Origin of the sequence: Cupriavidus phytohabitans, from assembly GCF_017815025.1 — a bacterium.
Taxonomy (GTDB): domain Bacteria; phylum Pseudomonadota; class Gammaproteobacteria; order Burkholderiales; family Burkholderiaceae; genus Cupriavidus.
Genome location: NZ_JAGIQB010000015.1, coordinates 68,889 through 94,753 on the forward strand (window position 1 = coordinate 68,889; position 25,865 = coordinate 94,753).

30 protein-coding genes and 1 pseudogene are annotated in these 25,865 nt (G+C 68.1%); 25 read left to right on the forward strand and 6 right to left on the reverse strand.

Annotation, left to right across the window (positions count from 1 at the left end; genetic code table 11):
• Window positions 1-29 precede the first annotated feature (29 nt).
• The 4 genes from J8I34_RS12765 to J8I34_RS12780 all read left to right on the forward strand — a co-directional run bounded on the left by J8I34_RS12765 (window position 30) and on the right by J8I34_RS12780 (window position 3,963).
• The gene (locus J8I34_RS12765) at window positions 30-1,211 is read left to right on the forward strand and encodes a M20 aminoacylase family protein (protein WP_209769952.1); all 1,182 of its coding nucleotides are present in this window, start codon (window positions 30-32) and stop codon (window positions 1,209-1,211) included.
• 24 nt (window positions 1,212-1,235) lie between these two features.
• Complete coding sequence (locus J8I34_RS12770; protein ID WP_029044679.1) at window positions 1,236-2,252, forward strand: tripartite tricarboxylate transporter substrate binding protein; 1,017 nt, start codon at window positions 1,236-1,238, stop codon at window positions 2,250-2,252.
• A 73-nt stretch (window positions 2,253-2,325) separates the two neighbouring features.
• A complete protein-coding gene (locus J8I34_RS12775) occupies window positions 2,326-3,234 on the forward strand; it encodes a DMT family transporter (RefSeq protein ID WP_029044680.1) in 909 nt (302 codons plus the stop codon).
• A 120-nt stretch (window positions 3,235-3,354) separates the two neighbouring features.
• On the forward strand, window positions 3,355-3,963 hold the full coding sequence (locus J8I34_RS12780) for a hypothetical protein (RefSeq protein ID WP_371748073.1): 609 nt from the start codon (window positions 3,355-3,357) through the stop codon (window positions 3,961-3,963).
• 19 nt (window positions 3,964-3,982) lie between these two features.
• Here the strand turns inward: J8I34_RS12780 and J8I34_RS12785 are convergent, their stop codons facing one another.
• Both J8I34_RS12785 and J8I34_RS12790 read right to left on the reverse strand, forming a co-directional pair.
• A complete protein-coding gene (locus tag J8I34_RS12785) occupies window positions 3,983-4,912 on the reverse strand; it encodes a 2-hydroxyacid dehydrogenase (RefSeq protein ID WP_209769943.1) in 930 nt (309 codons plus the stop codon).
• A gap of 24 nt (window positions 4,913-4,936) precedes the next feature.
• Window positions 4,937-5,707, reverse strand: a complete 771-nt coding sequence (locus J8I34_RS12790; RefSeq protein ID WP_029044683.1) for a class II aldolase/adducin family protein — start codon at window positions 5,705-5,707, stop codon at window positions 4,937-4,939.
• 133 nt (window positions 5,708-5,840) lie between these two features.
• On the opposite strand from J8I34_RS12790, the gene J8I34_RS12795 reads away from it, so the two are divergent.
• Complete coding sequence (locus tag J8I34_RS12795; protein WP_245175910.1) at window positions 5,841-6,521, forward strand: Crp/Fnr family transcriptional regulator; 681 nt, start codon at window positions 5,841-5,843, stop codon at window positions 6,519-6,521.
• A gap of 212 nt (window positions 6,522-6,733) precedes the next feature.
• Here the strand turns inward: J8I34_RS12795 and J8I34_RS12800 are convergent, their stop codons facing one another.
• The 4 genes and pseudogenes from J8I34_RS12800 to J8I34_RS12815 form a co-directional block, all read right to left on the reverse strand.
• Window positions 6,734-7,690 (reverse strand): Bug family tripartite tricarboxylate transporter substrate binding protein, encoded by a 957-nt coding sequence (locus J8I34_RS12800; RefSeq protein WP_209769939.1) that lies wholly within the window; start codon window positions 7,688-7,690, stop codon window positions 6,734-6,736.
• Between the two features lie 52 nt (window positions 7,691-7,742).
• Complete coding sequence (locus tag J8I34_RS12805; protein WP_209806188.1) at window positions 7,743-8,897, reverse strand: L-talarate/galactarate dehydratase; 1,155 nt, start codon at window positions 8,895-8,897, stop codon at window positions 7,743-7,745.
• A 2-nt stretch (window positions 8,898-8,899) separates the two neighbouring features.
• Window positions 8,900-9,790, reverse strand: a pseudogene (glxR, locus tag J8I34_RS12810) (2-hydroxy-3-oxopropionate reductase); the annotation flags it as partial.
• 55 nt (window positions 9,791-9,845) lie between these two features.
• Window positions 9,846-10,652, reverse strand: coding sequence for an HpcH/HpaI aldolase family protein (locus J8I34_RS12815; protein ID WP_209806189.1), 807 nt, complete (start codon window positions 10,650-10,652; stop codon window positions 9,846-9,848).
• A gap of 382 nt (window positions 10,653-11,034) precedes the next feature.
• Here J8I34_RS12815 and J8I34_RS12820 point away from each other — a divergent pair, with 382 nt between their 5' ends.
• The 20 genes from J8I34_RS12820 to ccmI all read left to right on the forward strand — a co-directional run bounded on the left by J8I34_RS12820 (window position 11,035) and on the right by ccmI (window position 25,863).
• The gene (locus J8I34_RS12820; protein ID WP_209769925.1) at window positions 11,035-11,313 is read left to right on the forward strand and encodes a hypothetical protein; all 279 of its coding nucleotides are present in this window, start codon (window positions 11,035-11,037) and stop codon (window positions 11,311-11,313) included.
• 163 nt (window positions 11,314-11,476) lie between these two features.
• Entirely contained in the window at window positions 11,477-11,671 is a 195-nt protein-coding gene (locus J8I34_RS12825) for a hypothetical protein (RefSeq protein WP_029044690.1), read from the forward strand.
• A gap of 117 nt (window positions 11,672-11,788) precedes the next feature.
• Entirely contained in the window at window positions 11,789-12,310 is a 522-nt protein-coding gene (locus J8I34_RS12830; protein ID WP_029044691.1) for a hypothetical protein, read from the forward strand.
• 153 nt (window positions 12,311-12,463) lie between these two features.
• On the forward strand, window positions 12,464-13,687 hold the full coding sequence (gene serA / locus J8I34_RS12835) for a phosphoglycerate dehydrogenase (protein WP_209806190.1): 1,224 nt from the start codon (window positions 12,464-12,466) through the stop codon (window positions 13,685-13,687).
• 201 nt (window positions 13,688-13,888) lie between these two features.
• A complete protein-coding gene (locus tag J8I34_RS12840) occupies window positions 13,889-14,215 on the forward strand; it encodes a type 1 fimbrial protein (protein ID WP_209806191.1) in 327 nt (108 codons plus the stop codon).
• 97 nt (window positions 14,216-14,312) lie between these two features.
• On the forward strand, window positions 14,313-14,561 hold the full coding sequence (locus tag J8I34_RS35250; protein WP_255360095.1) for a response regulator transcription factor: 249 nt from the start codon (window positions 14,313-14,315) through the stop codon (window positions 14,559-14,561).
• A 102-nt stretch (window positions 14,562-14,663) separates the two neighbouring features.
• A complete protein-coding gene (gene napE, locus J8I34_RS12850; protein WP_029044694.1) occupies window positions 14,664-14,828 on the forward strand; it encodes a periplasmic nitrate reductase, NapE protein in 165 nt (54 codons plus the stop codon).
• An 84-nt stretch (window positions 14,829-14,912) separates the two neighbouring features.
• Entirely contained in the window at window positions 14,913-15,239 is a 327-nt protein-coding gene (locus tag J8I34_RS12855) for a chaperone NapD (RefSeq protein WP_029044695.1), read from the forward strand.
• A complete protein-coding gene (napA, locus tag J8I34_RS12860; RefSeq protein WP_029044696.1) occupies window positions 15,236-17,731 on the forward strand; it encodes a periplasmic nitrate reductase subunit alpha in 2,496 nt (831 codons plus the stop codon). The genes J8I34_RS12855 and napA overlap by 4 nt, the downstream gene beginning before the upstream one ends.
• A gap of 26 nt (window positions 17,732-17,757) precedes the next feature.
• The gene (locus J8I34_RS12865) at window positions 17,758-18,288 is read left to right on the forward strand and encodes a nitrate reductase cytochrome c-type subunit (protein ID WP_029044697.1); all 531 of its coding nucleotides are present in this window, start codon (window positions 17,758-17,760) and stop codon (window positions 18,286-18,288) included.
• Window positions 18,289-18,360: 72 nt separating this feature from the next.
• Window positions 18,361-18,948, forward strand: coding sequence for a cytochrome c3 family protein (locus tag J8I34_RS12870; RefSeq protein WP_029044698.1), 588 nt, complete (start codon window positions 18,361-18,363; stop codon window positions 18,946-18,948).
• Between the two features lie 3 nt (window positions 18,949-18,951).
• Complete coding sequence (gene ccmA / locus J8I34_RS12875; RefSeq protein ID WP_369796386.1) at window positions 18,952-19,599, forward strand: cytochrome c biogenesis heme-transporting ATPase CcmA; 648 nt, start codon at window positions 18,952-18,954, stop codon at window positions 19,597-19,599.
• Window positions 19,596-20,273, forward strand: a complete 678-nt coding sequence (gene ccmB / locus J8I34_RS12880) for a heme exporter protein CcmB (RefSeq protein ID WP_029044700.1) — start codon at window positions 19,596-19,598, stop codon at window positions 20,271-20,273. Before ccmA ends, ccmB begins: the two co-directional genes overlap by 4 nt.
• Entirely contained in the window at window positions 20,270-21,040 is a 771-nt protein-coding gene (locus J8I34_RS12885; protein ID WP_209806192.1) for a heme ABC transporter permease, read from the forward strand. Before ccmB ends, J8I34_RS12885 begins: the two co-directional genes overlap by 4 nt.
• Window positions 21,037-21,195: a heme exporter protein CcmD gene (gene ccmD / locus J8I34_RS12890; protein WP_156914273.1), complete on the forward strand. Its 159-nt coding sequence runs from the start codon at window positions 21,037-21,039 to the stop codon at window positions 21,193-21,195. Before J8I34_RS12885 ends, ccmD begins: the two co-directional genes overlap by 4 nt.
• A complete protein-coding gene (ccmE, locus tag J8I34_RS12895; protein ID WP_029044702.1) occupies window positions 21,192-21,662 on the forward strand; it encodes a cytochrome c maturation protein CcmE in 471 nt (156 codons plus the stop codon). The genes ccmD and ccmE overlap by 4 nt, the downstream gene beginning before the upstream one ends.
• Window positions 21,659-23,668, forward strand: coding sequence for a heme lyase CcmF/NrfE family subunit (locus J8I34_RS12900; RefSeq protein ID WP_029044703.1), 2,010 nt, complete (start codon window positions 21,659-21,661; stop codon window positions 23,666-23,668). The genes ccmE and J8I34_RS12900 overlap by 4 nt, the downstream gene beginning before the upstream one ends.
• On the forward strand, window positions 23,665-24,207 hold the full coding sequence (locus J8I34_RS12905; protein WP_209806193.1) for a DsbE family thiol:disulfide interchange protein: 543 nt from the start codon (window positions 23,665-23,667) through the stop codon (window positions 24,205-24,207). The genes J8I34_RS12900 and J8I34_RS12905 overlap by 4 nt, the downstream gene beginning before the upstream one ends.
• The gene (locus J8I34_RS12910) at window positions 24,200-24,667 is read left to right on the forward strand and encodes a cytochrome c-type biogenesis protein (RefSeq protein ID WP_029044705.1); all 468 of its coding nucleotides are present in this window, start codon (window positions 24,200-24,202) and stop codon (window positions 24,665-24,667) included. The genes J8I34_RS12905 and J8I34_RS12910 overlap by 8 nt, the downstream gene beginning before the upstream one ends.
• Window positions 24,664-25,863, forward strand: coding sequence for a c-type cytochrome biogenesis protein CcmI (ccmI, locus tag J8I34_RS12915; RefSeq protein ID WP_209806194.1), 1,200 nt, complete (start codon window positions 24,664-24,666; stop codon window positions 25,861-25,863). Before J8I34_RS12910 ends, ccmI begins: the two co-directional genes overlap by 4 nt.
• The last annotated feature ends 2 nt before the right edge of the window (window positions 25,864-25,865 follow it).

Below are 25,865 nucleotides of genomic sequence, written 5' to 3' on the forward strand. Positions count from 1 at the left end.
AGGCCGGAATACCACGTACGCCGACATTCATGACCCAGTCCCCCACCGCCAGCCTGCGTCAGGCCGTCCAGGCCATTGCGCCCGAGTTCGTCCGGATCCGCCACCAGATCCACGCCCATCCCGAGCTCGCCTTCGAGGAGCGCCGCACCAGCGACCTGGTCGCCGAACAGCTGGCGGCGTGGGGTTACGCGGTGCATCGCGGCCTGGGCACGACCGGCGTGGTCGGCACCCTGCGCAAGGGCGACGGCGGCAAGGCACTCGGCATCCGCGCCGATATGGATGCGCTGCCGATCCAGGAGCAGACCGGCCTGGACTATGCCAGCACCATCGCCGGCAAGATGCACGCCTGCGGCCATGACGGGCACACGGCGATCCTGCTGTGCGCGGCGAAATACCTGGCCGAGTCGGTCGATTTCAACGGCACGCTCAACCTGATCTTCCAGCCGGCCGAGGAAAACGAAGGCGGCGCGCTGCGCATGCTGGAGGACGGCCTGTTCGAACGCTTCCCGTGCGACGAGGTCTACGCGCTGCATAACTCGCCGGGGATGCCGGTCGGCCAGATCGGCGTTATCGCGGGCCCGGCAATGGCATCGTTCGACCGCGCCACGGTCACGCTGCACGGCCGCGGCGCGCATGGCGCCATGCCGCACCACGGCATCGACCCGATGCAATGCGCGGCCAGCATCGTGCTGGGCCTGCAGTCGATTGTCAGCCGCGAGATCGATGCGCTGAAGTCGGCCGTCATCACGGTGGGCTCGATCCAGGCCGGCAGCACCTACAACGTCGTGCCGGAAAGCGCGACCATCAAGATCGGCGTGCGCACGCTCGACCCGAGGGTGCGCACCCTGGTGGAAACGCGCATCCGCGAGTTCGTCACCGCGCAGGCGCAGAGCTACCAGCTCCAGTCCGAGGTGGTCTATGAGCGCAAGTACCCGGTGCTGGTCAATCATGCCGCGCAGACCGAGTATGCACGCCAGGCCGCCATCCGGCTGGTAGGCACCGACAACGTGGTCGAGCGCCCGCCGGTCATGGGCAGCGAAGATTTCGCCTACATGCTGGAGCAGCGGCCCGGCGCCTATATCCGGCTCGGCAACGGCCTGGGCGAGGACGGCGGCTGCATGGTCCACAACCCCCAGTACGACTTCAATGACAAGGCCTTGCCCGTGGGCGCCGCATTCTGGGCGCACCTGGCGCAGAGCTACCTGGTTTGAGCAACGCTTTTTTCGGGAGTCCTCATGTATTCACTGAACCGCCGCCGCTTCCTGCAACTGGCCGGCTGTGCCGCCGGCAGCCCGGCACTGGGCGCACTGGCCTCCCTTCCCGCGCTTGCCGCGGAAAACTTCCCCGCCCGGCCGCTGGCGCTGGTGGTGCCGTACCCGGCCGGCGGGGCCAGCGATACCTCTGCCCGGATCTTCGGGGAATCGATCGGCAAGAGCGTCAGGCAGCAGGTCGTGGTCGAGAACTACGGCGGCGGCACCGGCCTGATCGGTGCCAACAAGGTGCTGGCCGCACCCGCCGATGGCTACACCTTCTTCCACGGCTCGATCAACGAGGTGTTCCTGGCCCCGCTGCTGAATCCGGCCGCGCGCTACAAGCCGCAGGACTTCATGCTGGCCGCGCCGATCAGCGATGCCAATATCGTGCTGATGGCCAGGAATGGCCTGGCCGCCGACAGCCTGGACAAGTTCCTTGACCTGGCGAAGCAGAGCAAGGCCAAGCCGCTGACCTATGCGACCGTCGGCATCGACTCGATCTATCACCTGATGGGCGACGCGCTGGCCGCCAGGCTCGGCGCACCGCTGCTGCACGTGCCATACAAGGGCGGCGCGCCGGCACTGCAGGGCCTGGCCGGCGGCGAAGTCGACTTTGCCATCCTGCCCTACCAGTCGAGCTTCGACGCCATGCAGCAGCAGGGCCGGCTGCGCATCCTGACCAGTTTCTCCAGGGCACTGCCGCCGGCGCTGAAGCATGTCCCGCTGATCTCGCAAAGCAAGCAGATTCCCGACTTCGAATACACCATCGGCGGCGGCTACTTCGTCAAGGCCGGCACGCCCGCGGACCGGGTCGCGGTGCTGCGCAAGGCGATCGGCGAAGCGCTGGCCAAGCCGGATATCCTGGCCAAGCTGGAGGCGGAAGGACGCACCGTCGCCAGACCCATCGACAGCCAGGCGCAGGCGAACCAGGCGTTCGACCAGTACATGACGCGGGTCACGCAGCTGATCCGCAGCGTGGGACGCAAGACCAACGCCTGATTTTCGGCCCCGCCGCTGCGGGCCATGCCGGTGTTGGCGGATAATGCGCGATTCGCCCAACATCGCCTTCGCCATGCAAGCAAGCCGCGCCGGCTCCGGACGCATCGACTGGACCACCCTGTTCCTGCTGACTTTTCCGCCGCTGAGCTGGGCCGGCAACGCCATCGTCGGCCGCCTCGCCGCCGGCACGATTCCGCCGATCACGCTGAATGCCGTGCGCTGGGTGCTGGCTGGCCTGCTGCTGGCGCCATTCGCCTGGCGCGGCGTGCTGGAACATCGTGCGGCGCTGCGCCGGCACGCCGGCGTGATCGCGGCCATGGGCGTGCTGTCCATCGGCAGCTATAACGCGCTGCAGTACCTGGCACTGACCACGTCGACCCCGATCAACGTGACGCTGATCGGCGCGTCCACGCCGCTGTTCCTGATCGTGATTGGCGCGCTGTTCTTCCGCGAACGCGTCAAGCCAGTGCAGGTCGCCGGTGCGTTGCTGTGTCTGGTCGGCGTGTCCTTCGTGCTGGTGCGTGGAGAGCCGGCGCGACTGGCCCAGCTGGACCTCGTGCCCGGCGACCTCTACATGCTGGCGGCCACCATTGCCTGGAGCGCCTATACCTGGCTGCTGCGCAAGCAAAGGCCCGACGTACCGCTGCCGGTACTGCTGTTTTCCCAGATCGTCGCCGGCGTGCTGGCGAGCGCGCCGGTGACGGTATGGGAACTGATGGCCCAGGACCAGCCGCTGCCATGGAACGGCAAGGTCGCCGCGATACTGCTCTACGTGGCGACGATTCCCTCGCTTCTGGCCTACTTCGCCTGGGACCGCGCCATTGCCCGGGCCGGCGCGCAGCTGCCTGTGTTCTTCATCACGCTGACGCCGGTGTTCGCGGCGCTATTGTCGACGCTGCTGCTGGGCGACTGGCCGCGGTGGTATCACGGGGTCGGGCTGGCGGCGATCGGGGCGGGGATCTGGCTGGCGCAGCGGCGGTGAGCGGCTGTGCGAGGGCTGTCGTGGGTCGAGTTGTGCCCTGCCCTGCAGGTGCGCACGGGAAAAGCCGTAGAATCCGCGGTGACCTATCGATCCGACCCCGTGAATCCGTTCAGCACCCTGATGATGAAGAAGGCTTTCCCTCACTGCGCCGCGCTGCTGGCCACGTTTGCAGCATTTGCCGCGCAAGCCGCGCCGCAGGCAACGGCCAATGCCACCGCCAGCGCCACCGCTGCCGTCTCCAACACCGCGGCGCCGCTCGGCCTGGAGCTTGGCAAGTCGAAATGCGCACGGCTCGCCCCGGCGGAAAACCATGCCCGCACCGGCAGGTCAGAATGGGCCGGCGGCGATACGGTGGAGCTCAAGCGCCTGGAGCGCTTCCACTTCCCCGGCCTGACGCGCGTGACGCTGAACTGCGACGCGCAGGATACGGTGGCGTTGATCACCATGACCTTCGACCGTTCGGCGCTGGAAGACGTGCGCGGCAAGCTCGATGCCCGCTACGCCTCGCTGCGCAAGACCGAAGCCTCGGCGGAGAACGGCTATGCAGAATGGGCCGCGGCCAATGGCAGCCTGGAACTGCTGTACGGCCGTGACGGCAAGCACTTCACCGTGGCCTACTGGGCCCGCAACGCCAAGGCAAAGTACTTCTCCTACAGCGGCGCCGGCAGCAAACCGGCCGCTGCGTCCGCACCTGCAGCAACGGCGGCGCCGCAGCCCGCGCCGCTGTAACGCAACCCGGGCGCGCCGCTCAGTAGCCGGCCTGCCGGTCGACCTGGTTCAGCAACGGGCGTCCGTCGCGCGCGCGGCGCAGGTTTTCGATGCACTGCTGCGCTACCAGCTCGTACGAAGGATCGGCGGCGATATGCGGCGTCGCTTCGATGCGCGGGTGGGTCCAGACCGGGTCGTCGGCTGCCGGCGGCTCCTTGGCGAACACGTCCAGCGCCGCGCCGGCAAGGTGGCCTTCGTCGATCAGCGCAAGCAGGTCGGCTTCCACCACATGCTCGCCGCGCCCCACGTTGATGAAGTAGGCACCCTGCGGCAACCGCGACAGCGTCTTGCGGTCGAGCATGCCGTTGGTCTGCGGCGTCAGCGGCAGCGTGCAGACCAGGATATCGGTCTGCGCCAGCATGGCATCCAGCCCGTCGTCGCCGGTAAAGTCCGCCACGCCGGGAAGGTGCTTGGGGCTGCGGCTCCAGCCCGCCACCGGAAAGCCAATGGCCGCGAACATGCGCGCCACCTCGCTGCCGATCTCGCCCAGCCCCAGCACGCCCACGCGGCAGCGCGACAGCGCGCGCCCGCGATGGCGCTTCCATTCGCCGCGGCGCCGCTGCTCGGCATACACACCCAGTTCACGCGTATGGCGCAGCGCCATGGCCAGCACGAAGTGGGCGATGCCGGTCTGCTGGCCCGGATCGACAATGCGCGTGACCGGCATGTCCTGCGGCAGGTCCGGCGCGGCCAGCAGCTTGTCGACGCCGGCGGTGGCGGCGCACACCAGCCGCAGCTTCGGGTAGGCCGGCAGCACGCCCGGCTTGAGGCCCCAGGCGATGATGGCCTCGACGTCTTCCGGCACGGCGGCTTCGCGGCCGTTCCAGACGGTGATATCCGGCGCTTGCTCGCGCAGCAGGCCCGTGATGGGGACCGCCATGAACGACGGCAGGTGAACAAGGATGGCCATGGTCAGTTTCAGCTCGGTTGCGGCTCAGTTGCGATAGTCGGGGTTGATGCGATCGAGCCGGCGCAGCAGGCCCGGCCAGGCCAGGTTGGAGCCCTTGCCCTTGGTGGCCTGGCGCGCCTGCTGGCCCATGTTGGCGCTGGCGGATTCCGGCACCGTGGTCAGCGGCGTGCCGCCGCTCTGCGCCAGGATCTGGATGCGGCAGGCGGACTCCAGCGTGTACATGGTCAGGAACGCATCGGACACGGTGCGCCCGCACGTCAGCAGGCCATGGTTGCGCAGGATCATTTGCTTGCAGCGGCCCAGGTCGGCCACCAGCCGCGCCTTCTCGTCTTCGCGCAGCGCCACGCCTTCATAGTCGTGGTAGGCCAGGCCGGTCAGCGCGAACATCGATTGCTGCGAGATCGGCAGCAAGCCCGCCTGCTGCGCCGAGACCGCGACGCCGTGCGAAGTATGGGTGTGCATCACGCAGCCGACTTCGGGGCGCGCCTCGTGCACGGCACTGTGGATGATGAAGCCGGCCGGGTTGACGTCGTACGGCGTCTCCAGCACCGGCTGGCCCTCATGGTCGACCTTGACCAGGCTCGACGCGGTGATTTCGTCGAACATCATGCCGTACGGGTTGATCAGGAACTGGTCCGGCGCATCGGGCACGCGCGCCGAGATGTGCGTGAAGATCAGGTCGTCCCAGCCGAAGTGGGCCACCAGCCGGTAGGCCGCGGCAAGGTCGACGCGCATTTGCCATTCCGCGTCGGAAACGCGGTCCCTTACTGAATCGACGAGCTGGATCTGCGCCATCTGCGTAGTCTCCCGGGGGTGAGATATGTGACTGGACGCAGCCATTATCGCGGCGCACCGTGCCAAAGTCTGTTAAGTATTGGACAATCTCGGCTCAACCGGAACGGCAATGAGAGATCAGGTGGCCAGCAAAATGAAGCGCATCGAACCCGTGCGGGCGCTGCCGCGCGGCGTGCTGGCCAGCGGCTGGCTGCGCAATGCGCCGCCCGATGTGCTCGACGCCGTGGCCGGCGCGGCACGCCGGCTGCGCTTTGCCGATGGCGAGATGGTCTTTGCGCGCGGCGACCCGCCGACTTACTTCTGCATGGTGGTGTCGGGACGCGTGCGCATGAGCCGCGTCAGCAGCGGCGGGCGCGAGTCGGTGTATTCGGTGATCGGGCGCGGCCGCTGGTTCGGCGAGATCTCGCTGCTCGACGGCAAGCCGCGCACGCATGACGCCTTCGCGGTCGGCAATACCGAGTTGCTGGTGCTGGACCGGCGCGCGTTCGACCGGATCCTGGCGCAGCACCCCGAGGGGATGCAGTTGATCGTGCAGCAGATCTGCGCGCGGCTGCGCGTGGCCTTCGACCACGCCGAGAGTGCAGCGCAGGCGCCGGTCGATGCGCGCATGGCGGCGCGGCTGCTGGAGCTGGCCGACCGCACCGACCATATCGTGCATATCAGCGCCGAAGACCTGGGCGACATGGTCAACCGCTCGCGCCAGACGGTGGCCAAGTATCTGCAGGCATGGGAAGACGCCGGGTGGATCCGGCGCCAGTACCGGCAGATCGAACTGCTGGAGCCGGGGGCGCTCAAGCGGCTGGCGCGGGGCTGAGCGCTGAGAATTGGAAACGGGCAAACGGGATGGCGCTTGCTGCCGCCCCTCGCAAAGGCTCTCCTCTCCCGCGAAGTGGGAGAGGGGTGGGGGTGAGGGTCGGAATACCCACGGAGTGACCCGGCATCGTGCTTGCCAAACGCCCACCCTCACCCCTGCCCCTCTCCCGCAAGCAGGAGAGGGGAGCAAACCAGGGGTCTGACCGCCTGCTCTCAGTCAGCCGTGATCTTGCCCACCTCGATCACCTTCTTCCAGCGCGCATACTCCGCCGCCTGGAACGCCGTGAACTGCTCCGGCGTATTGGCGACGATCTCGAAGCCCAGGTCAAGCAGCTTGGGCTTGACCGCGGGATCGTTGAGCGCCGCGACCACGGCCGCATGCAGCTTGGCCTTGATCTCCGGCGCCAGCCCCTTCGGCGCCGCCACGGCCTGCCACGAGTAGACCGTCACGCCCTTTACTCCCGCTTCGTCCATGGTCGGCACGTCAGGCAGGATCGGCGAGCGCTTGCTGCTGGTAATGGCCAGCGCGCGCAGCTTGCCCGCCTTGATATGCGGGATCGCGGTGTTGATGTTCATGAAGGTGGCATCGACCTGCCCGCCCAGCAGGTCGTTCAGCGCCGGCGCGCCGCCCTTGTACGGCACGTGCAGGCCGGTGGTGCCGGTCTGCTGCCAGAACAGCTCGGCGGTCAGGTGGTCGCTGGTGCCGTTGCCAGCCGAGGCGAAGGTCATCTTGCTGGGATGGGCCTTCTCGTAGGCAATCACGTCCTGCAGGCTCTTGTGCGGCGAGCTGGCGGGGACGGCCAGCACATTGGGCGCCTGCACCGCCACGCTGATGTAGTCGAAATCCTTGAGCGGATCGTAGCCGGCGTTCCTGGTCAGGTGCGGCCCGATCACGAACGGACCCAGCGACGACACGAACACGGTGTAGCCGTCCGCCGGGGCGCGCTTGACCATGGCGGCGCCGATCATGCCGGCCGCGCCCGGCTTGTTGTCGACCACGAAGCTGCCGCCGAACTGCGACTGCATCTTGGCGCCCAGGATGCGGGCGACGTTGTCGCTGGAGCCGCCCGCGGGGAACGGCACCAGCAGCGTGACGGGTTTTTCCGGCCAGGCGGCGTGCGCGGTGGCCATGGCTGCGCCAAGCAGCAGGGATACGATCAGCTTTTTCATGGGTTGTCTCCTGTGTGCTGTGTGCTGTGTGTCTTGTTTCTCTAAGTCGTGCTTATGGCTGCTGGCCGAATTCCGCCTGCTGGCGCGTCCAGGCCCTGGCCTGCTCGCTGAGGCTCAGGCCGAGCCCCGGCGCGGTCGGCACCCGGATGCGGCCGTTGCCGATCTGCAGGCGCTCGTTGAAAAGCGGCTCGAGCCAGTCGAAATGCTCGACCCACGGCTCGCGCGGATACGCGGCGGCAAGATGTACGTGCAGTTCCATCGCAAAATGCGGCGCAAGCATCAGCCCCGCGTGCTCGGCCAGTGCCGCCACCTTGAGGAAGGGCGTGATGCCCCCTACCCGCGGCGCATCGGGCATCAGGTAGTCAGCGGCGCGGTGGCGGATCAGGTCCCAGTGCTCGGCGGCGCTGGTCAGCATTTCGCCGGTGGCGATCGGGGTGTCGAACTGCGTCGCCAGCGCGGCGTGGCCTTCGTGGTCGTAGGCGTCGAGCGGCTCTTCGATCCACACCAGGTTGAACGATTCAAAGGTGCGGCACATGCGCTGCGCGGTCGGGCGGTCCCATTGCTGGTTGGCGTCGACCATGATCGGCACCGCGTCGCCCAGGTGCTCGCGCACCGCGGCCACGCGCTTGATGTCGAGGGCGCCGTCGGGCTGGCCCACTTTCAGCTTGATGCCGCCGATGCCGCGCTCGACCGATGCCGCGGCATTGACCATCAGCTGGTCCAGCGGCGTATGCAGGAAACCGCCCGAGGTGTTGTAGCAGCGCACCGCATCGCGATGCGCGCCCAGCAGCTTGGCCAGCGACAGGCCGGCGCGCCGGGCCTTGAGGTCCCACAGCGCCACGTCGAAGGCCCCGATGGCCTGCGTCGACAAGCCGCTGCGGCCGACCGAAGCCCCAGCCCAGCACAGCTTGTCCCACAGCCGCGCGATATCGCTAGGGTCTTCACCAATCAGCGTCAGCGCGATCTCGGCCGCGTGCGCGAACTGGCCAGGGCCACCCGCGCGCTTGCTGTAGCTGAAGCCCAGCCCCTCGTGGCCGTTGGCGGTGCGGATTTCGGCGAACAGGATCGCGACCTCGGTCATCGGCTTCTGCCGGCCGGTCAGCACCTTGGCGTCGCTGATCGGGGTGGCCAGCGCCAGGTAGCTGGAGGACAGCCGGATCCAGGCGATGCTGTCGGCGGGTTGAGGGGAAGCTGCGGTTGCGGTCATGTTCAGGATCCGATCTCGTGGTTGGCCATCAGCTCCAGCGCGCGCACCAGCGCGGAATGGTCCCAGCCGGCGCCGCCGTGGCTCGCGCAGGCGTTGAACAGTTCCTGGCAAGTCGCCGTGTTGGGCAGCGACAGGCCCATCTCGCGCGCATTGGACAGCGCCAGGTTCAGGTCCTTCTGGTGCAGCCCGATGCGGAAGCCGGGCTCGAAGGTGCGCTTGATCATGCGTTCGCCATGCACCTCCAGCACCTTGGACGAGGCAAAGCCGCCCATCAGCGCCTGGCGCACGCGCGCCGGGTCGGCACCGGCCTTGGCGGCAAACAGCAGCGCCTCGGCCACGGCCTCGATGTTCAGCGCCACGATGATCTGGTTGGCCACCTTGGCGGTCTGGCCGGCACCGTTGTCGCCGACCAGCGTGATGTTCTTGCCCATCAGCTCGAACAGCGGGCGCACGGTCGCGAACGTGTCTTCCGGGCCGCCGACCATGATCGAGAGCGTGGCGTTGCGCGCGCCGACCTCGCCGCCGGACACCGGCGCATCGAGGTAGCGGCAGCCGAGCGCGTTGATGCGGCTGGCGAATCCCTTGGTCGCGATCGGCGAGATCGAGCTCATGTCGACCACGATCTTGCCCGGGCCCAGGCCGGCGGCCACGCCGTCTTCGCCGAACAGCGCCGCTTCCACGTGCGGGGTGTCGGGCACCATCAGGAAGATGATGTCGGCGCCCTGCGCCACTTCGCGGGCCGACGCGCAGGCGATGCCGCCCAGGTCGACCAGCGCCTGCGGCGCGCCGCTGCGGCTCGACAGCCTGACTTCATGCCCGCCGGCGATCAGGTTCTGCGCCATCGGGCTGCCCATGATGCCAAGGCCAATGAATCCGAGTTTCACGTTTTGCTCTCCTTGCGTGCGGTGCGGTTCGGTATTGTTTGGTGTTGTTTGGTGCCCGGCCGGATTAGTAGCCGCCGTTGTCGGGCGCCGGCGCTGCCGTCTGCCGTGGCTGTCCGGCGCGCATTTCGGCCATGACCTGCTGGGCCCCCGCGGCCATCAGGCGCGCATCGGAACTGACCGTGACGAAGCCGAAGCCTTGCCCGATGCGGCGCAACGCCGCCGCCGGCGCACCGTTATGGACGCCCGCGACACGCCCGTGCGCCCTGGCACGGGCAGCCACGTGCTCGATGGCCTGTGCCACCGGCGGGTCGACGTCGTCGAAGGTCGGCCGGCAGCCAAGCGCGAGCGACAGGTCGGACGGGCCGATATAGACGCCGTCGAGCCCGTCGACCGACAGGATCTCGTCCAGGTTTTCCAGCCCTCGGCGGGTCTCGATCATCGCCAGCACCACCACGGTGTCGTTGGCGTGCTGAGCGTAGTCGGCGCCGCCGTACAGCAGACCGCGGATCGGCCCGAAGCTGCGCGTGCCCAGCGGCGGGTAACGCGTGGCGGCCACCAGGCGCTCGGCATCGGCGCGGGTGTTGACCATCGGGCAGATCACGCCGTACGCGCCGGCATCGAGCACCTTCATCAGGATGCCGGGCTCGTTCCATGGCACGCGCACGACCGGCACGGTGTCCGTGGTCGAGATCGCGGTCAGCAGTGCCAGTGCATCGGCGTAGTCGAGCGCGCCGTGCTGCAGGTCGATGGTGAGCGAGTCCCAGCCCTGGTGGGCCATGGTCTCGGCGGCAAAGGCGCTGGGAATGGAAAGCCAGCCATTCACCACCGCCTGGCCTGCCGCCCACATCTTTCGGATCCGGTTTTCGCGCATAGGGGGTCTCCGCTGGCAGCGTAATACGTCGTCGTACAACATTCTACGAGAACGCGGAAAAGATTGCGCTGGGGATTACCCGGGATTCCCTAGGAATCTGCGGTGTAGTGTGCGAAATATTGATTTTACGCCACCAAATCCAGCCGGATGTAAGGCCTTCCAAGCCAAAATGCTGTTTGCCACACCCATCCATGTCATAGGATGACTGATGAAAGAAGCAATAGCGGAGAGCCCTGCGCCAGAATGAAGACAGCGGGTGGCGGCCAATTAACAATCGATTACACCCATGACCCGGGAGCTCGACTATGCTCCCGTGGCCCGCACGAAGCCGCGACACATCCGTCTGCCGCGTGCCGTAGGGCACCGACGACCGGAACGTTCCATGCATCGCCTCCCTGCCCTTCCTCTTGTTATCGCCGCGTTGCTCGCGGCCTCCGGCACCGCCCATGCGCAGCACGTCACCGGCGGCATGGGCGAGCCCGTCAGGATCGGGGCATTCTCCGCGCCCGGGGAACGCATTGACGGCGAGCGCCGGATGGCTGCGCCTCACGGTTCCAGGCAGGCCAAGGCCGGCACTGCGCGCCGGCAAGGCTCCGCCACTCAAGCTGCGCGACCCAACGGCGCGCCGGCGGCCCGGCTGCCCGGCAGGCACCTGCCGTAGTGTCGGACGCGGGGGTCTCTCCGCACGCATCTGCAGCACCGCATCTGCAGCCCCATTCCCGGCCCCACTCGTGGCGCAAGCCTATTCACGATTCCTTACAATTGACGCCAGATCAAAGCAGTATCCTCGGGCGCATCCAGATCCCCACAATAAGGAGAAATCAATGAAACCAGTCCTGGCCTTGCTCGCTGCCTGCAGCGTCCTGCTTGGTGGCTGCGTGGTTGCCCCATATGACACCTACGGCGGCGGGGGTCCCGGCTGCCCGCCGGGCCAGGCCAAGAAGGGCAATTGCCGTGTCGACCCGTACGGCAACGAATCCTTCTGCCCCCCGGGGCAGGCCAAGAAGGGCCGCTGCTGACCTGCCGGCGGCAACAGGCTTCCCGGCACGCGGGGTCCTGTTGCGCCGGCCATCGCACTAGTCGGAGAATGGCGGATGCGGGCATGACGCCCGCAGGAGAACGCCATGCAGCTTCGCATGCAACTTCGGCTGGCCGGCCGCCTGTGCGCGGCCGCATGGCTGGCCGGCACGCTCGGGGGCTGCGCCACGCTGCAGCCCGTACAGACCGGCCAGAAGTTGATCGGCAGCCCGGAAAGCGCCGTGCGCCAGACCTTCGGCCCACCCACCGAGACCTTCCGCCTGGCCGACGGCACCACCCGCTGGCTGTGGTCGCGCCAGCCCTTCGGGCATGAGGTCTATGCCGCCGATTTCGATGCCGGCGGCAAGCTGACCAATTACCGCCAGATGCTGACCGAAACGGAGGTCTATCGTGCCCAGGTCAATGTCTGGACCAAGAAAGACATGCAGGAGCATTTCGGCATGCCCCGCGAACCCATCCAGTACTATCCCCTGATGAAGCGCGAAGCGTGGTCGTGGCGGATGTACAAGGACGGCCTGCAGTCCGCGCATTTCAGCGCCTACTTCGATGACGGCGGGGTGCTGCGCCAGACCATGATCATCGTCGACCCGCTCGGCGGCGACTCGCGCCGCTCGCGCTGAACCGGCATGGGGCAACGCACGGGGCGCGTTGCCCCAACCCAAGTATGACGGTGTCAACGCCGGTGCCATTGCCGGCAGCAGGGACTCCCGTGGCCCCACGCTGTTTTGCGCGCAGAATGGAGGGGTACCCATCCCTCCAGGCGGAAGACGAACGTGACCACTGCGATCCTGCTCGAGAACATCCACCAAAGCGCCACCGCCCGGCTGGCTGAAGCCGGCCTGCAGGTCGAGCGCCGTACCGGCGCACTGGCCGGTCCTGAATTGCACGAAGTGCTGGCCAGCCACGACGTGGTCGGCATCCGCTCGGCCACGCACCTGCGCGGCGACGATATCCGCCGCGCCCCGGGCCTGCTGTCGATCGGCTGCTTCTGCATCGGCACCTCGCAGGTCGACCTGGAGGCCGCTACGCATGCGGGCATTCCGGTATTCAACGCGCCCTTTTCCAACACGCGCTCGGTGGCCGAACTGGTCGTGTCCGAAGCGGTGATGCTGCTGCGGCGGATTCCCGAGAAAAACACGCTGGCGCATGCCGGCAAGTGGGCCAAGGGCGCGAGCGGCGCCTTCGAGGCGCGCGGCAAGACCATCGCCATCATCGGCTACGGCAATATCGGTTCGCAGGTCGGCGTGCTGGCCGAATCGATGGGCATGCGCGTGGTCTACTATGACGTGCTGGCGCGGCTCTCGCACGGCTCTGCGCGCGCCGCGGGTTCGCTCGAGGAAGCGGTGTCGCAGGCCGAGGTGGTGACGCTGCATGTCCCGGCCACGCCGCGCACCAAGAACATGATCGACGCGAGCGTGCTGGCCGCGTTCAAGCCTGGCGCGATCCTGATCAATGCCTCGCGCGGCAGCGTGGTCGACATTGCCGCGCTGGCCGCGGCGCTGCGCGAAGGACGCCTGGGCGGTGCTGCCATCGATGTGTTCCCGCAAGAGCCCAAGACCAACAACGATCCGTTCGTCAGCGAGCTGCAGAACCTGCCCAACGTCCTGCTGACCCCGCACGTCGGTGGCAGCACCGAAGAGGCGCAGGAGAACATTGGCGCCGAGGTCGCGGCCAAGCTGGCGCACTTCCTGGCGACCGGCGGCACCATCGGGGCGGTGAATTTTCCCGAGGTCGATCCAGGCCCGCTGCAGTCGTCGGCGCGGCTGCTCAACGTGCATGGCAACGCGCCGGGTGCGCTGGCCGCGCTCAACACGCTGCTGGCGCAGGAGGGGGTCAACATCACCGGCCAGCACCTGCAGACGCGCGGCACCACCGGCTATGTGGTGACCGATCTCGACCGCGTTCCATCGGAGCAGCTGATGCAGGCCCTGCGCACGCACGCCGGTTTCGCGCGCTCGCGCCTGATCCTGCGGGAAGGTACTGGCCAGGCTGGCTGAAACCATGCAGGGCGCCCTCGCGCCCTGCCCCGCAGCGGTGCAATAGTCACAGCATTGTTCCAAATCTCAAGTAATCACTATTGCGGCTACTAACATCAGGTGGCGCATGTACTGTCCCTTCCGGTCGCGCAGTGGCAGCACCGCATCGCGCGGGGGCTTGCATCCGCACTACACCGACAGCGGAGTGATGCCATGAGATCAATGAAACGAAGCGGGATGATAGCGGGTGGAGTTCTGGCGCTGGCATTGGCCGGCATCGCGACGGCGCAGACGGGTACGATCACGTTTCGCGGTGCCGTCGCCAATCCGTCGTGCGGCTTCACGCCAACGTCGGCACATGTGCAGGCGCGCTGTGTCGACGCTTCGGGGCGGACGGTCTCGACGCCGGTGCCGATGCCGCCGGTGCGCGCCAAAGGGCATGCGCATGTCGCGACGGCGAAGATGCGCGTGGAGCCGGTGTTCCGCAGCCTGCCTGGGGGGCGGCGCGGCAGGCCGGATGGCTTCGTGATGGTGGTGACTTACCACTAGGCGTGGCGCGCGGGGCGGTGCGGCCGCCCGTTCTCAGGCGCTCGCCTGGCTACGCCTGGATGCCGGCGGCAACAACCTGGAGCGCCTGCTGGCACACCTGGCACACCGGCCCTGGCGCCATTGCGCCGCAAACGCGGGGCGTCGGCCGAGCCGGGCGTCCGCGGCCCGCGGGCTCGAAGTCCTGCGCATGCTGTCGGCGGGATACCGCGATCGGGTGATTGCACAGAAACTGTTCGCCTCCGAACTGACAGTCAAGTCGCATTTGCGTCGCATCCACGCCAAGCCCGGTGCCCAAAGCCGCGCTGAAGCCGCAGCGCTGACGCGTGCGCGCGGGCTGATTGCATGAACCGCGCGAGTGCAGTCTTGACACCTTCGGCCGCACTTCCTTTAATGGTGTTACGCATCAGGTGCATTGCCTGACCACTTTCACCGATTACTTCAAGCCATGATGGAAACCGGGGAAGTCCACGATCCGCAGCGCAAGAAAGAAGAACTGCGCAGCTTCCTGTTCCTGACCGCCGTGATGGTGCCGGTGCTTTCCGTCATCGTCGTGGCAGGCTATGGGTTCATTGTCTGGATGACCCAACTGGTCAGCGGCCCCCCAACGCACTGAACGCGCGGCGCGCCGCTGGCGCGAATTGTGAGATAAGAACAAGCTGCAGCACAGACTGAAACGGCATTGAACCGGAGCTTGCGCATGCCCGCAGCCAGATGTGCGATCCCCATCCAGCCGCTGCCAGCCAGCGACGAGTGGCATATTGCCGGCATCGTCGTGCATGCGCATCCGGCCAGCGTGGCGCAGGTACGCAGCGCCATCGACTCCCTCACCGGCGCAGAGGTCCACGCCGCCAGCGATGCCGGCAAGCTCGTGGTCACCATCGAAGCGCCGACCTCGCGCGCCATTGCCGCGCACCTCTCATACCTCCACCAGCTCCCCGGCGTGCTGTCGGCCGCGCTTGTCTACCAGCACAACGAAGACGCCGAAGCCATGAGCGAGACCATCTACGAGGAGGGCGCAAGATGAACATCTCCCGCCGCGATTTCATCAAGCAGACCGCCGTCGCCGCGACGGCATCAGTGGCTGGCGTCACGCTGCCGGCCGGGGCCGCCAATTTTGTCACGGACAGCGAGGTGACAAAGCTGAAATGGTCCAAGGCGCCGTGCCGCTTCTGCGGCACCGGCTGCGGGGTCACGGTTGCGGTCAAGGACAACAAGGTCGTGGCCACGAACGGCGACCCGCAGGCCGAGGTCAACAAGGGGCTGAACTGCGTCAAGGGCTATTTCCTGTCGAAGATCATGTACGGCCAGGACCGGCTGACCAAGCCGCTGCTGCGCATGAAGAACGGCAAGTACGACAAGAACGGCGAATTCGCGCCGGTCACGTGGGAGCGCGCCTTTGACGAGATGGAGCAGCAGTTCAAGCGCGTGCTGAAAGAGAAAGGCCCGACCGCCGTGGGCATGTTCGGCTCGGGCCAGTGGACCGTGTGGGAAGGCTATGCCGCGTCCAAGCTCTACAAGGCCGGCTTCCGCTCCAACAACATCGATCCCAATGCGCGCCACTGCATGGCTTCCGCAGTGCAGGGTTTCATGCGCACCTTCGGCATGGACGAGCCGATGGGCTGCTACGACGATTTCGAAGCCGCCGATGCCTTCGTGCTGTGGGGCTCGAACATGGCCGAGATGCATCCCATCCTGTGGACCCGCATCACCGACCGGCGCCTGAGCCATCCGAAGACGCGCGTGGCGGTGCTGTCCACCTTTACGCACCGCTCCTTCGACCTGGCCGACATCCCGGTCATCTTCAAGCCGCAGACCGACCTGGCGATGATGAACTACATCGCCCACTACATCATCAAGAACAACAAGGTCAACAAGGACTTCGTCAACAGGCACACGGTCTTCAAGGAAGGCGTGACCAATATCGGCTACGGCCTGCGCCCGGAGCATCCGCTGCAGCAGGCTGCCAAGAACGCGGCCAACCCCGGCGCCTCGCGCCCGATCACGTTCGACGACTTCGCGCGCTTCGTGGCCAAGTACGATGCCGATACCGTCAGCAAGCTGTCGGGCGTGCCCAAGGCCAAGCTCGACCAGCTGGCCGAGCTCTATGCCGATCCCAACGTCAAGGTGATGTCGCTGTGGACCATGGGCTTCAACCAGCATACGCGAGGCAGCTGGGCCAACAACATGGTCTACAACCTGCATTTGCTGACCGGCAAGATCTCTACGCCGGGCAACAGCCCGTTCTCGCTGACCGGGCAGCCGTCGGCGTGCGGCACCGCGCGCGAGGTGGGCACCTTCTCGCACCGGCTGCCGGCCGACATGGTAGTGACCAATCCCAAGCACCGCGAAGAAGCCGAGCGCATCTGGAAGCTGCCCGCGGGCACCATCCCCGACAAGCCTGGCTACCACGCCGTGCTGCAGAACCGCATGCTCAAGGACGGCAAGCTCAATGCGTACTGGGTGCAGGTCAACAACAACATGCAGGCGGCGGCCAACCTGATGGAGGAAGGGCTGCCGGGCTATCGCAATCCGCAGAATTTCGTGGTGGTGTCTGACGCCTACCCCACCGTGACCGCGCTGGCCGCGGACCTGATCCTGCCCAGCGCGATGTGGGTCGAGAAGGAAGGCGCCTATGGCAACGCCGAGCGCCGCACGCAGTTCTGGCACCAGCTGGTCGACGCGCCGGGCGATGCGCGCTCGGACCTGTGGCAACTGATGGAGTTTTCCAAGCGCTTCAAGGTGGAGGACGTCTGGCCCGCCGACCTGATCGCGAAGAAGCCCGAATACCGCGGCAAGACCCTGTTCGACGTGCTCTACCGCAACGGGCAGGTCGACAAGTTCCCGCTCAAGGAAGTCAACGCCGAGTACCACAATGCCGAGGCCAAAGCCTTTGGCTTCTACGTGCAGAAGGGGCTGTTCGAGGAATACGCCACCTTCGGCCGCGGCCATGGCCACGACCTGGCGCCGTTCGATGCCTACCATGAAGCGCGCGGGCTGCGCTGGCCAGTGGTCAACGGCAAGGAAACCCGCTGGCGCTACCGCGAAGGCAGCGACCCCTACGTCAAGGCCGGCACCGGCTACCAGTTCTACGGCAACCCGGACGGCAAGGCGGTCATCTTCGCCCTGCCCTACGAGCCGCCCGCCGAATCGCCCGACAAGGAGTATCCGTACTGGCTGGTCACGGGGCGCGTGCTCGAGCACTGGCATTCGGGCTCGATGACGCGGCGCGTGCCGGAGCTGTACCGCGCCTTCCCCAACGCGGTGGTGTTCATGCACCCCGAGGACGCCAAGGCCATGGGCTTGCGCCGCGGCGTGGAAGTAGAAGTGGTGTCGCGGCGCGGGAGCATGCGCTCCCGCGTGGAAACCCGCGGGCGCGACGCGCCGCCGCGCGGGCTGGTGTTCGTGCCGTGGTTCGACGCCAGCCAGTTGATCAACAAGGTGACGCTGGACGCAACCTGCCCGATCTCGCTGCAGACCGACTTCAAAAAGTGCGCGGTCAAGATCGTCAAGGTCTAGTGCGGCCGATACAACAGGGAGACGCCATGAAACCGAGTCGATCCTGGCTGCCACTGCTGGCCTTGCTCACGCTGCTGCTGGCGGTGCTGGCGACGGCGCCACTTGCGGCGCGCGCGCAGCAGCAACAACAGCAGGGCCTGGTCGATGCCATGCGCGGGCCCACGCCCATCGGCAACGAGGCCAAGGCCCCGGTCCTTTACCCGACCGAGAACAAGGACATCCGCCGCAATCGCAACTACACCATGCAGCCGCCGACGATCCCGCACAAGATCGACGGCTACCAGGTCGACAAGGATTTCAACCGTTGCATGTTCTGCCACGCGCGCACCCGCACCGAAGAAACCCAGGCGATCCCGGTCAGCATCACGCACTACATGGACCGCGACAACAACGTGCTGGCCGAGGTGTCGCCGCGCCGCTATTTCTGCACCCAGTGCCACGTGCCGCAGGCGGAGGCCAAGCCGCTGGTGGGCAACAGCTTCATCGATGTCGAGCAGATGCTCAAGCGCAAGCCCGGCGCGAAGGGGGCAGCCGACACCAAGGGAGCGGCCAAGTAAGGGAGCGACCGGATCAGGGAGCGACCAGATAGCAGCGCCCGGCCAAGATCAACCTCATTGCGGATGCGCGTCATGCTCGACCTGCTCAAGCGCTACTGGCGGACCATCACGCGGCCCAGTGCGTATTTCAGCCTGGGCTTCCTGACACTGGGCGGCTTTGTCGCCGGCGTGGTGTTCTGGGGCGCGTTCAATACCGCGCTGGAACTGACCAACACCGAGCAGTTCTGCACCGGCTGCCACGAGATGCGCGACAACGTCTACCAGGAACTTCAGGGCACCATCCACTTCACCAACCGCAGCGGCGTGCGCGCCAAATGCTCGGACTGCCACGTGCCGCACAACTGGACCGACAAGATGGCGCGCAAGATGCAGGCTTCCAAGGAAGTCTGGGCCAAGGTCTTCGGCACCGTCGACACGCGCGAGAAGTTCCAGGCGTACCGGCTCACGCTGGCACAGCACGAATGGGCGCGCTTCAAGGCCAACGATTCGCTGGAATGCCGCAACTGCCATGACTACCAGTCGATGGACTTCACGCGGCAGAGCCCGCGCGCGCAGGCCATGCACTCGACCTACCTGGCCAACAAGGAAAAGACCTGCATCGACTGCCACAAGGGTATCGCGCACCACCTGCCGGACGTATCCAAGGCCGAGGAGAAATGACGCGTGCCGCCATCCGCCGTCCGGCCAGATTCCGCCCCCGCGCTGAGCGGTGAAGGGCTCGGCCTGTCGCGCGCCGGCCGCCCGGTGCTGCGCGGCATCGACCTGGCCCTGTCGCCGGGCGGCCTGCTGCAGATACTGGGCGCCAATGGCAGCGGCAAGACCAGCCTGCTGCGCGTGCTGTGCGGCCTCGCCGTGCCGGACGAAGGCACGTTGCACTGGCACGGCCGGCCGGTGCGCAGCGGCGATCCTGCCTACCTGCAGGCGCTTGCCTATGTCGGCCATGCCAATGGCATCGACCCGGACCTGAGCCCGACTGAAAACCTGCGTTTCTCCGCACGCATGGCGGGTGCCGACGACGCGGGCGCGGTGGACCGTGCCCTTGCCGCCCAGGCACTGGAGCGCGTCGCGCACACACCAGTGCGCGCGCTGTCGCAGGGCCAGCGCCGGCGCGTGGCGCTGGCGCGGTTGTCGCTCGCGCGGCGCGCGCTGTGGCTGCTCGACGAACCGGTGGCGGCGCTGGATGCCGACGCCTGCGCGCGCTTCGATGCGCAGCTCGACACGCACCTGGCGGCGGGCGGCATGGCAGTGATCGCCACCCACCACTTGCTGAGCGCGGGCGGCACGGTGCTGCGGCTGGAGGCGGTGACATGACCCGCGCCCTCGCCGCCATCGTCACGCACGACGTGTCGCTGGCCTGGCGCCGGCGCGGCAGCCTGCTCGGCAGCGTGGTGTTCTTTGTCATCGCGGCGAGCCTGTTCCCGCTGGCGATCGGTCCCGAGCCGCAGCAGCTGCGCGCGCTGGCGCCCGGGATCCTGTGGGTCACGGCGCTGCTGGCGTCGATGCTGTCGCTGTCGCGGCTGTTCGCGCAGGAACATGCGGACGGCAGCCTCGACCAGCTGCTGCTGTCGCCGCATCCGCTGGCGCTGCTGGTGCTGGCCAAGATCGCCGCGCACTGGCTGACCAGCGGCCTGCCGCTGTTGCTGCTGACGCCTTTGCTGGCGCAGCAGTATGGGCTGCCGTGGAGTGCATCGCTGCTGCTGTCGGCCTCGCTGCTGGTCGGCACGCCGGCGCTGAGCCTGATCGGCGCGGTGGGCGCCGCGCTGACGCTGGGCGTACGCGGCGGCGCGGTGCTGCTGTGCATACTGGTGCTGCCGCTGAGCGTACCGGTGCTGGTGTTCGGCGCCAGCGCCGCGGCGGCCGCCGACGCGGGGCTCGACGTGGTGCCGCAGTTCTCGCTGCTGGGCGCATGCCTGGCGCTGTCGCTGTTCCTGTGCCCGCTGGCCACTGCCGCCGGGCTGCGCATCGCCATGGAGACGCCGGCATGAGCCAGCCACTGCCATCGCTGCACACTGCCGAGGCGCCGCGGGCGCGTAGCGCCTGGATGGCGTACGCGGCGCCGGTACGGTTCTATCCGCTGGCCGGACGACTGGCGCCGTGGTGCTTCGCCGCGGCGGCGCTGTTTGCCGTCGCCGGCCTGTATGTCGGCTTTGCCGTGGCGCCGACCGACGCGCAGCAGGGCGAGGTCTACCGCATCATCTTTATCCACGTGCCGGCGGCATGGATGTCGATGTTCATCTACCTGGTCATGGCCGGCTACTGCGCGCTGGCGCTGGTGCTGCGCACGCGGCTGTCGTCGATGATGGCCTCGGCACTGGCGCCAACCGGCGCGCTGTTCACCGCGCTGGCGCTCTGGACCGGTGCGCTGTGGGGCCAGCCGACATGGGGCACGTGGTGGGTCTGGGATGCTCGGCTGACCTCGGAGCTGATCCTGCTGTTCCTGTACCTTGGCTTTATCGCGCTGGAGTCCGCCATCGACGAGCCTCGCCGCGCCGAGCGCGCCTGCGCAGTGCTGGCGCTGGTGGGCGTGGCCAATATCCCGGTGATCTACTTCTCGGTGCAGTGGTGGAACACGCTGCATCAGGACGCCTCGGTCAGCCTGACCGCGGCGCCGTCGATGGCGGCCACCATGCTGGCCGGCATGCTGCTGATGACGCTGGCGTGCTGGATGTACACCATCGCCGTTGCGCTGGTGCGCGTGCGCTGCATCCTGCGCGAGCGCGGCGAGGTGCCGGTTACCGGAGAGACGTCATGACCCTGTCGCTGCTCCAGCATGCACTGCCATACGGACCCCATGGCATCTTCATCGCCGGGGCGTTCGGCATGAGTGCGCTGCTGCTGGCGCTGGAGCTGCTGCTGCTGGCGCGCCGCTGCCGCGCCAGCGCGCAACAGGCCAGCAACCGCCGATGACGCCGCGCCAGCGCCGCTTCGGCATGCTCGCCGCGGCCCTGGCCTGCGGCGGCATCGCGCTGGCGCTGGTGCTCAATGCGTTCCGCTCCAACCTGGTGTTCTTCTTCAGCCCGAGCCAGGTCGCCGCACAGGAGGCGCCGGTGGCGCGCAGCTTCCGGCTCGGCGGTTTGGTCGAATCCGGCTCGATCCGGCGCGAAGGCGACGGCATGACCGTACGCTTTGTCGTCACCGACACCGCGCACCAGGTGCCGGTGCGCTACCGCGGCCTGCTGCCGGACCTGTTCCGCGAAGGCAAGGGCGTGGTCGCGCGCGGCAAGCTGGAGGCCGACGGCACCTTCGTTGCCAGCGAGGTGCTGGCCAAGCACGACGAGAACTACATGCCGCCCGAAGCCGCCGATGCGCTGAAGCAGGCCGAGCAGGTGAACCGCCGCATGGCCGGGGCACCGGCGCAGGGAGCGCGCCAGTGATCGCCGAGCTGGGGCACTTCGCGCTGATCGTCGCGCTGCTGGTCGCGCTGGTGCAGGCGGCAGTGCCGCTGGCCGGCGCGGCGCGCGGCAAGCTGGCGTGGATGGCGGTAGCGCGGCCGGCGGCACGCGTGCAATGCGCGCTGGTGGCGTTGTCGTTCGCGGCGCTGGCATGGAGCTTCGTCGCCAACGACTTCAGCGTGCGCTATGTCGCGGCCAATTCCAACAGCGCGCTGCCACTGGCTTACCGCATCGCCGCCGTATGGGGCGGGCATGAAGGCTCGATGCTGCTATGGACGCTGATGCTGGCGCTGTGGTCGCTGGCGGTGGCGCACTGCAGCCGGCAGCTGCCGCTGGCCGCGGTGGCGCGCGTGCTGGGCGTGATGGGGGCGATCAGCGCGGGCTTCCTGCTGTTCCTGCTGTTTGCCTCCAACCCCTTCGTGCGGCTGCTGCCGCCGGCGATGGCGGGCCGCGACCTCAATCCGCTGCTGCAGGATCCCGGCATGGTATTCCACCCGCCGCTGCTCTACATGGGCTATGTCGGCTTCTCGGTGACCTTTGCCTTTGCCGTGGCGGCGCTGCTGGCCGGGCGCGTCGATGCCGCCTGGGCGCGCTGGTCGCGGCCGTGGACGACGGTGGCGTGGGCCTTCCTGACACTGGGCATCATGCTCGGCAGCGCGTGGGCGTATTACGAACTGGGCTGGGGCGGCTGGTGGTTCTGGGATCCGGTCGAGAACGCCTCCTTCATGCCGTGGCTGGCCGGCACCGCGCTGATGCATTCGCTGGCGGTCACGGAGAAACGCGGGGCGTTCCGCGCGTGGACCGTGCTGCTGGCGATCTTCACGTTCTCCCTGAGCCTGCTCGGCACCTTCCTGGTCCGCTCCGGCGTGCTGACCTCGGTCCATGCGTTCGCGGTCGATCCGAAGCGCGGCATCTTCATCCTTGCCCTGCTTGGCATGGTGACCGGCATCGCGCTGGCGCTGTACGCATGGCGCGCGCCGCGCTTGTCGCGGGGTGTCGAGTTTGCCGCGGTCTCGCGCGAATCGCTGCTGCTGGCCAACAACGTGCTGCTGGCGGTGGCGGCGGCAACGGTGCTGCTCGGCACGCTCTACCCGCTGCTGGTCGATGTGCTGGGGCTGGGCAAGATCTCGGTCGGCCCTGCCTACTTCGAGCAGGTGTTCGTGCCGCTGATGGCACCCGCGGTGCTGCTGATGGGCGCGGCGCCGCTGGCGCGTTGGCGCCATGGCAGCCTGCCCGACATGGCGCAGCGGCTGCGCTGGGCCGGCATCGCCAGCGTGGCCATCGGCCTGGGGCTGCTGCTGGCGCTGCGCAACGCCTCCGCGATGACCGGGCTGGGGCTGCTGCTGGCGGCATGGTGCGTGCTGAGCGCGGTGGCGAGCCTGGCGGCACGGCTGCGCCACCAGCGGGGCCACCGGTTCGGCGCGCTGCGCCAGCTCGCGCCTGGCTACTGGGGCATGCTGCTGGCGCACGCCGGCGTCGGCATCTTCATCGCGGGCGTGACGCTGGTCACCGGGCAGGAAAGCCTGCGTGAACTGCCGATGCGCGCGGGCGACACCGTCAGCGTCGGCGGCTACGACTTCCGCTTCGCCGGCGTGAGGCAGGCCGTCGGCCCCAATTATGACGCGCTGCGCGGCACGCTGACCGCGTCGCGCGACGGCAAGCGCGTGGCGGTGCTCTATCCCGAGCGCCGCATCTACCGCAGCCAGGACATGCCGACCACCGAGGCCGCGATCGACAGCGGCCTGACGCGCGACCTGTACGTGGCACTCGGCGAGAATGTCGACGGCAGCGCCTGGGCCGTGCGCATCCACGTCAAGCCCTTTGTCGACTGGATCTGGGCCGGCTGCGTGCTGATGGCGCTGGGCGGCCTGCTGGCGGCGTGCGACAAGCGCTACCGGCTGCGCCGCCGTGTCACGGCCGAGGCCGCGCCGCCGACTGCACCCGCCGCGCCCGCGCTGGCCTCCACGCGCGAGGAGACGCCGGCATGACGCGCTTCCTGCTGCCACTCGCCGCTTTCCTCGCACTGGCCGTTGCGCTGGCCGCGGGGCTGCGCAACGATCCGCGCGAGCTGCCCTCGCCGCTGGTCGGCAAGGCCGCACCGGTCTTCGCGCTGCCGCTGCTGGAGCCGGAAGGCCGCACGCTGGCGTCCGCCGACATGCGCGGCAAGGTGTGGCTGCTGAACGTGTGGGCCTCATGGTGCGCGGCCTGCCGCACCGAACATCCGGTGCTGGTCGACTTCGCCGCGCGCGCGCCGGTGCCACTGTACGGCCTGAACTACAAGGACGAGGCCGGCGCCGCGCGCGAATGGCTGCAGCGGCTCGGCAACCCCTACACGGCATCGCTGGTCGACGCCGACGGGCGCGTGGGCATCGACTACGGCGTCTATGGCGTGCCCGAAACCTTTGTCATCGACCAGCACGGCGTGGTGCGCTACCGCCAGGTAGGCCCGGTCACGCGCGAGGTGCTGGAGCAGAAGCTGATCCCGCTGATCGAGCGGCTGCAGCGCCACGGAGGCGGCCATGCATAGGCTGCGCTCCGCGCTTGCGCTGTGGCTATGCTGCCTGTCGATGCAGGCGGCCGCCGCGCCGACCGAAGCCGAGCTCGATGCGCGCGTGCATGCGCTGTCCAATGAACTGCGCTGCCTGGTGTGCCAGAACCAGACGCTGGCCGATTCCAATGCTGACCTGGCCGTCGACCTGCGCCGCCAGATCCGCGAGCAGCTGCGCGGCGGCGCCAGCGACCAGGCGGTCAAGGACTACCTGGTGCAGCGCTACGGCGACTTCGTGCTGTACAAGCCGCCGCTGCGGCCGCTGACGTGGCTGTTGTGGTTTGGTCCGCTGCTGTTGGTTGCAGGCGTTGCATGGGCGATCGTGCGCGCCCGCGCGCGCCATCGCGGGACGGACGCTCCGCTTGACGACGGCGCACGGCGCGACCTGGAGAGCCTGCTCAACGACGCCGCCGATCCCGCCGCTCCCCGACAACCATGACGACCTTCTGGCTGCTCGCCGCTGCACTGATCGCCGCCGCCATCGCGGGCCTGCTGTGGCCGCTGCTGCGCCGCCATGCCCCTCCTGACCCCGGCACCCCGGAGCGCATGCTGCTGGTCGACCTGTACCGCGACCAACTGCGCGAACTCGACGCCGACCTGCGCACCGGCACGCTGAGCGCGGCCCGGCATGCCGAAGCCCGCGACGAGCTCGGCCGCCGGCTGCTGGATGAAGCCACAGACACCGCCCCTGGCACGCGCCGCGCCAGCACGGCTCCGCTGCTCGCCGCGGCATTGCTTGCGGCGTTGCCGAGCGCCGCCATCCTGCTCTACCTGCACCTGGGCAACCCCGTCGCGCTCTGGCGCGCCGGCGACATGCCGCAAGCGAGCGGCAGCCCGCACCAGCTCAGCGGCGCGCAGGTCGAAGGCATGGTCAACCAGCTGGCGCAGCGGCTGCGCGAAGCCCCTGCCGATCCCGAAGGCTGGGCCATGCTGGCGCGTTCCTACAGCGTGCTGGAGCGGTATGCCGACGCGGCCGCGGCCTACGCCCGCGCGGTCGAGCTGGCGCCCGAAGTGGCATCGCTGCGCTCCGATTACGCCGATGTGCTGGCCAGTCTCAACAATGGCTCACTGCAGGGCCTGCCAATGGCGGAGATCAAGCGGGCGCTGACGCTGGATCCGGATGACCCCAAGGCACTGGCGCTGGCGGCCAGCGCGGCAGGGGAACGCGGCGACACGGCAGCGGCGATCGGCTACTGGGAGCACCTGCACCGGCTACTGCCGCCGGACTCGCAGACCGCGGCACGCATTGCCGCCAACCTCGCCGCGGCGCGCGGAACTTCCGCCGCGCAGGCGGCGAAGCTTACCGGCATGGTCACGCTCAGCGAAAAAGCGGGGCGCACGCCGCAGCCGGGCGACACCCTCTTCGTCTATGCCCTGCCCGCCGACGGCTCGCGCATGCCGCTGGCGGTGCTGCGCCGGCAGGCGCGCGACCTGCCGCTGACCTTCACGCTGGACGACGCGATGGCGATGCGGCCCGACCACAAGCTGTCGGCGCATACGCAGGTGGTGGTGGAAGCGCGTATTTCCGCGAGCGGGAACGCCATGCCGCAGTCAGGCGACCTGGTCGGGCGCAGCGGTCCGATGGCAGTCGGCAGCGAAGGCGTGCGGATCGCGATCGACGCTGCCGTGCCGTAGCG

Bases quoted from the DNA above. Each gene is read 5' to 3' on its own strand.
- J8I34_RS12765 (WP_209769952.1), top strand. From the start codon at position 30: ATGACCCAGTCCCCCACCGCCAGCCTGCGTCAGGCCGTCCAGGCCATT.
- J8I34_RS12770 (WP_029044679.1), top strand. From the start codon at position 1,236: ATGTATTCACTGAACCGCCGCCGCTTCCTGCAACTGGCCGGCTGTGCC.
- J8I34_RS12775 (WP_029044680.1), top strand. From the start codon at position 2,326: ATGCAAGCAAGCCGCGCCGGCTCCGGACGCATCGACTGGACCACCCTG.
- J8I34_RS12780 (WP_371748073.1), top strand. From the start codon at position 3,355: ATGATGAAGAAGGCTTTCCCTCACTGCGCCGCGCTGCTGGCCACGTTT.
- J8I34_RS12785 (WP_209769943.1), bottom strand. From the start codon at position 4,912: ATGGCCATCCTTGTTCACCTGCCGTCGTTCATGGCGGTCCCCATCACG.
- J8I34_RS12790 (WP_029044683.1), bottom strand. From the start codon at position 5,707: ATGGCGCAGATCCAGCTCGTCGATTCAGTAAGGGACCGCGTTTCCGAC.
- J8I34_RS12795 (WP_245175910.1), top strand. From the start codon at position 5,841: ATGAAGCGCATCGAACCCGTGCGGGCGCTGCCGCGCGGCGTGCTGGCC.
- J8I34_RS12800 (WP_209769939.1), bottom strand. From the start codon at position 7,690: ATGAAAAAGCTGATCGTATCCCTGCTGCTTGGCGCAGCCATGGCCACC.
- J8I34_RS12805 (WP_209806188.1), bottom strand. From the start codon at position 8,897: ATGACCGCAACCGCAGCTTCCCCTCAACCCGCCGACAGCATCGCCTGG.
- J8I34_RS12815 (WP_209806189.1), bottom strand. From the start codon at position 10,652: ATGCGCGAAAACCGGATCCGAAAGATGTGGGCGGCAGGCCAGGCGGTG.
- J8I34_RS12820 (WP_209769925.1), top strand. From the start codon at position 11,035: ATGCATCGCCTCCCTGCCCTTCCTCTTGTTATCGCCGCGTTGCTCGCG.
- J8I34_RS12825 (WP_029044690.1), top strand. From the start codon at position 11,477: ATGAAACCAGTCCTGGCCTTGCTCGCTGCCTGCAGCGTCCTGCTTGGT.
- J8I34_RS12830 (WP_029044691.1), top strand. From the start codon at position 11,789: ATGCAACTTCGGCTGGCCGGCCGCCTGTGCGCGGCCGCATGGCTGGCC.
- J8I34_RS12840 (WP_209806191.1), top strand. From the start codon at position 13,889: ATGAAACGAAGCGGGATGATAGCGGGTGGAGTTCTGGCGCTGGCATTG.
- napE (WP_029044694.1), top strand. From the start codon at position 14,664: ATGGAAACCGGGGAAGTCCACGATCCGCAGCGCAAGAAAGAAGAACTG.
- J8I34_RS12855 (WP_029044695.1), top strand. From the start codon at position 14,913: ATGCCCGCAGCCAGATGTGCGATCCCCATCCAGCCGCTGCCAGCCAGC.
- napA (WP_029044696.1), top strand. From the start codon at position 15,236: ATGAACATCTCCCGCCGCGATTTCATCAAGCAGACCGCCGTCGCCGCG.
- J8I34_RS12865 (WP_029044697.1), top strand. From the start codon at position 17,758: ATGAAACCGAGTCGATCCTGGCTGCCACTGCTGGCCTTGCTCACGCTG.
- J8I34_RS12870 (WP_029044698.1), top strand. From the start codon at position 18,361: ATGCTCGACCTGCTCAAGCGCTACTGGCGGACCATCACGCGGCCCAGT.
- ccmB (WP_029044700.1), top strand. From the start codon at position 19,596: ATGACCCGCGCCCTCGCCGCCATCGTCACGCACGACGTGTCGCTGGCC.
- J8I34_RS12885 (WP_209806192.1), top strand. From the start codon at position 20,270: ATGAGCCAGCCACTGCCATCGCTGCACACTGCCGAGGCGCCGCGGGCG.
- ccmD (WP_156914273.1), top strand. From the start codon at position 21,037: ATGACCCTGTCGCTGCTCCAGCATGCACTGCCATACGGACCCCATGGC.
- ccmE (WP_029044702.1), top strand. From the start codon at position 21,192: ATGACGCCGCGCCAGCGCCGCTTCGGCATGCTCGCCGCGGCCCTGGCC.
- J8I34_RS12905 (WP_209806193.1), top strand. From the start codon at position 23,665: ATGACGCGCTTCCTGCTGCCACTCGCCGCTTTCCTCGCACTGGCCGTT.
- J8I34_RS12910 (WP_029044705.1), top strand. From the start codon at position 24,200: ATGCATAGGCTGCGCTCCGCGCTTGCGCTGTGGCTATGCTGCCTGTCG.
- ccmI (WP_209806194.1), top strand. From the start codon at position 24,664: ATGACGACCTTCTGGCTGCTCGCCGCTGCACTGATCGCCGCCGCCATC.